Annotated in this window: 6 protein-coding genes and 1 pseudogene; 3 read left to right on the forward strand and 4 right to left on the reverse strand. The window is 69.6% G+C overall.

Features of this window, described 5'->3' with window-relative positions:
* Positions 1-294: 294 nt before the first annotated feature.
* On the forward strand, positions 295-447 hold the full coding sequence (locus B9G38_RS15080; RefSeq protein ID WP_233127233.1) for a hypothetical protein: 153 nt from the start codon (positions 295-297) through the stop codon (positions 445-447).
* Between the two features lie 26 nt (positions 448-473).
* Here the strand turns inward: B9G38_RS15080 and B9G38_RS15085 are convergent, their stop codons facing one another.
* The 4 genes from B9G38_RS15085 to B9G38_RS15100 all read right to left on the reverse strand — a co-directional run bounded on the left by B9G38_RS15085 (position 474) and on the right by B9G38_RS15100 (position 3,075).
* Entirely contained in the window at positions 474-668 is a 195-nt protein-coding gene (locus B9G38_RS15085) for a hypothetical protein (RefSeq protein WP_086220919.1), read from the reverse strand.
* A gap of 98 nt (positions 669-766) precedes the next feature.
* On the reverse strand, positions 767-1,585 hold the full coding sequence (gene hisF, locus B9G38_RS15090) for an imidazole glycerol phosphate synthase subunit HisF (protein ID WP_086220920.1): 819 nt from the start codon (positions 1,583-1,585) through the stop codon (positions 767-769).
* 46 nt (positions 1,586-1,631) lie between these two features.
* Positions 1,632-2,675 carry a glycosyltransferase gene (locus B9G38_RS15095; protein WP_086220921.1) on the reverse strand — a complete coding sequence of 348 codons (1,044 nt, stop codon included), beginning with the start codon at positions 2,673-2,675 and terminating at the stop codon, positions 1,632-1,634.
* A gap of 127 nt (positions 2,676-2,802) precedes the next feature.
* Complete coding sequence (locus B9G38_RS15100) at positions 2,803-3,075, reverse strand: helix-turn-helix domain-containing protein (protein WP_086220922.1); 273 nt, start codon at positions 3,073-3,075, stop codon at positions 2,803-2,805.
* A gap of 151 nt (positions 3,076-3,226) precedes the next feature.
* Between B9G38_RS15100 and B9G38_RS15105 the strand changes: the two genes are divergently transcribed.
* The gene (locus B9G38_RS15105) at positions 3,227-3,619 is read left to right on the forward strand and encodes a PPOX class F420-dependent oxidoreductase (RefSeq protein WP_086220923.1); all 393 of its coding nucleotides are present in this window, start codon (positions 3,227-3,229) and stop codon (positions 3,617-3,619) included.
* Positions 3,620-3,719: 100 nt separating this feature from the next.
* Positions 3,720-3,833: pseudogene (locus B9G38_RS17925) on the forward strand (SAM-dependent methyltransferase); the annotation flags it as partial.

A 3,833-nucleotide genomic window follows, 5' to 3' on the forward strand; every position in this document is an offset into this window, starting at 1 on the left:
CCCGCAGGGCGCGAGTCGCGCGCGCGAGGGACGCGGTGAGCGACGGGCGACCGGAGGGAGCCCGAGCGAACCGCGAGGCTGGGGAGGCGTGAGGTGCGGGTGCTGTGCGGTTGGGCGGGACTCAAAGGGGCAGCCGCGAGGCGGGCACAGGTGACGCAAGCACCGCAACGAGGGAGCGGAGCGAACGAGTGAGGAGCGCAGCGAGCGTGTGCCCGCCTCGCGGCTGGGGCTTTGGCGGTGTTCGCCGTCGATCCGCCAGCGACTATTTATAAGCGAGCGGCTGGGGCTTTGGCGGTGTTCGCCGTCGATCCGCCAGCGACCATTTATAAGCGAGCGGCCGGGGCTTTGGCGGTGTTCGCCGTCGATCCGCCAGCGACTATTTATAAGCAAGCGGCCGGGGCTTTGGCGGTGTTCGCCGTTGCGTCGCTGGTAGCGATTTATAAATAAGCGTCAAAAACGCAGTAAAACCACTCCTATCGCCACTCGTCGCGGGGCACGCAGTCGGACTCGCGGACCGTGATCCACCGGGTGGTCCGCTCGTCCGGGTCGACGTCCCGCTCGAAGAACGTCACTTCCCCGCCGTCACCGTCGTCGCCGTCGTCGGTCCGTTTACAGACGAGCTCCGGCGAGCCGTCGCGAACACGCGTGGGTGACGTGGACGTGGACATACGTCACGGTTCGCGCTCCGTCGGATAATAACTGTTGGTTTCGAACGGGTAAAAATAAACACTACAGCGGTAGTTAACCCCCGCCCGAAACGCCGCACTCAGCGGCGCACCGGCACGCCGCGCTCGTCGAGGTACGCCTTCGTCTCCTCGATGGAGTAGTCGCCGAAGTGGAAGATGGAGGCGGCGAGCCCGGCGTCGGCGTTCGCCTCGGTGAACACCTCGTACATGTCCTCGGGGCTCCCGCAGCCGGACGAGGCGATGAGGGGGGTCGAGACCGCCTCGCCGACCGCCTTCATCAGGGGAACGTCGTACCCGTCCTTCGTCCCGTCCTTGTCGATGGAGTTGACGAACAGCTCGCCGGCGCCGCGCTCCTCGGCCTCCTTCGCCCACGAGACGGCGTCGACGCCGGTCCCCTCGCGGCCGCCCTTCTTCGTGCACTCGAACCACACCGCCTCGCCGTCCTCGTCCTCGTAGAAGTGCTCGCCCTCGTCGTCGTATCGCCGCCGCGCGTCGACGGAGATGACGATACACTGCGAGCCGAACGCGGCCGCGCCCTCCTCGATGAGCTCGGGGCGTTCGAGGGCGCCGGTCGTGATCGACACCTTGTCCGCGCCGGCGCGCAGGGTCTCTTTGATGTCCGCTTTCGTCCGAATGCCGCCGCCGACCGTCAGCGGGATGAAACACTCGTCGGCGACCCGGTTGACCACGTCGAGCATCGTCTCGCGGCCGTCGGCGCTGGCGGTGATGTCGAGGAAGACGAACTCGTCGGCGCCCGCCTCGTTGTACTTCTTCGCGAGTTCGACCGGGTCGCCGGTGTACTCCAGGTTCTCGAAGTTGACGCCGGTGTACACCGCGGCGTCGCCCTCGTCGTCGAGGTCGACGTCGATACAGGGGATGATGCGCTTCGTGAGTCCCATTCGTTGTCGGAGCGTTGGCCGCGCCCCCGGTTAAAAGACGCGGGGCTCACTCGCCGGCGGCTCCGTCGCCCGCTCCGCCGTCGGACTCGCGCGCTCCGTCGCCGTCCGCTCCGCTCCGTCGGTCGTACTTCGCGACGGCGCGGTCCGCGCGCGTCGAGACGCCGTTCGGGTTCCGCGCCGGGCTCCGGTCGCGCCGCCGGGCGACGAGGCCGTCCGAGCTCCCGCCGGCGAGCCCGACGAGCACGTCGCGGCCCGTCGCGGCCCAGCGCGACGGCGTCGACTCGCCGCGGACCACGTCCTTCGCCGCGCCGACCGCGTCGCCGACCGCGTGCGACCCCGTCCGGAGCAGGACCGTCGGCCGCACGCCGTAGTTCTTCAGCAGTCGGTAGGCGAGCCCCCGGTACTTCCACCCCCACTCGTGCGCGCTGCGCCCGCCGTCGGCGGCGGTCGGGGTCGGGAGCTCCTTCCGCGCGGCCATCGCCGGCCGCCACGCCACCTCGCGGTCCATGCGTGCGAGCCGGTGGGCCGCGTCGCGCGCGCCGCCGACCCGGAGGTACTCGTCGAAGCCGTCGAGATCCCGCAGGGTGTCCCGGCGGAACGCGACGTTACCCCCCTCGAAATAGGTGACGTCTCGGCCCGCGATTCGGTTCCGCTCCGGCCCGGTCTCCGTCGGCTCGATCTCTGCCGGCTCGGCCTCACCTCGGCCGGTCGGCTCGGCCTCACCTCGGTCGGTCGGCTCGCCCCGCGGGATCGGCGTCACCGGTCCCGAGACCACGGGGGCCGCGTCGAGGCCGTCGGCGACCGCGTCGCGCCACCCCGGCCCGATCCGGTTGTCGTAGTCGACCAGCGCCACCGCGTCGCCCGTCGCCACCTCGACGCCGGCGTTGCGGGCGACGTTCACCGTGCGGTCGGAGATCTCGACCAGCACGTCGACGTCGTCGCGGTCGCGCACCATGCCGGTCGTGCCGTCGGCCGAGGGACCGTTGACGACGATCACCTCGGCGTCGGGGGCGTCGGCCGCCAACGCGTCGAGGCAGGCGGCCAACCGGTCCCGACCGTTCAGCGTCGGGACGACGACCGAGAGATCCATACGACTCGATATCGGGGCGAGGAGGTAAAAAGGACTGCGTGTGCGGTCGGTGCGGCCGAACCGGCGCCGAGCCGGCGCGGTCGTCGAGAACGGTGCGGGAGACGGTGAGCTACGGTGCGAAAGCCGCTCAGGTCGTCAGGTAGTACACCTGCTTGCGCGCGTCCTTGAAGCTGTACCGCGAGTCGACGAGGCCCTCCTCCTCGAGGCGGTTGAGCGCGTAGCGGACGGTGCGGTCGGGGAGCAGCGACTCCTCGGCGAGGCCGCCCTGCGAGAGGGGGGCGTCCCCCTCTAATACCTTCGCGACGAGCTTCGCGCTCGGGGGCAGATCGCGCAGGCGGTCGCGGTACTCGGTCTCGGACAGGCGGTCCTGGTCAGCGGTCTCCGCGGGACTGGTACTCATGTCTCACACGAATCCCGTGGGTAGTGGTAAAGGTTGGCTACATATAGGGGAAGTTGCCTGTGATAATATAATGTGTTAATATCACGTCTCGTCCGGCTATCATAGACGATCTATCAGGCAGGTTTTCCGACGCGGGGCCCTACCACGTCGCGTGATTCCGGAGTCCCACGTCGACATCCTCGAAGCCGAGTCGTACGCGCACTTCGCGACCGTCGGGCCGGACGGGCTGCCCCACGTCACGCCGGTCTGGGTCGACCACGAGGACCGCGAGCACGTCCTCGTGAACACCGCCCGCGGGCGGCGCAAGGAGCGGAACGTCCGCGCGAACCCGAAGGTCGGCGTCAGCGTGCTCGACCCCGACGACCCGTACCGGTACGTCTCCGTCCGCGGCGAGGCCGAACTGACCGAGGAGGGCGCCCGCGAGCACATCGACGAGCTCGCCCGTCGGTACTTCGGCGTCGACGAGTACCCGCACCACGACGAGGAGGAGGGCGCGCGGGTGATCGTCAAGGTTCCGGCCGAGAACGTCGCCACGAGCGGGTGACCGCGGAGGGTTCCTCGGCCGCTTCCGACCGCCCGCACGGACCGCGCCGCCGGACCGCATCCAGTACGGTTTTGTCGGTCCGGCGTCCATCACGGACAACGTGAAGGGACAGGACTGGTACCAGGCCGACGAGGTCGCCGAGGAGTACGACGACGTCCGGTTCTCCGGCGGGGGGCAGCTCATCGACCGCCGGGAGAAGGAGGCCGTCCTCGCC

The sequence above is a fragment of the Halorubrum sp. SD612 genome (assembly GCF_002135005.1).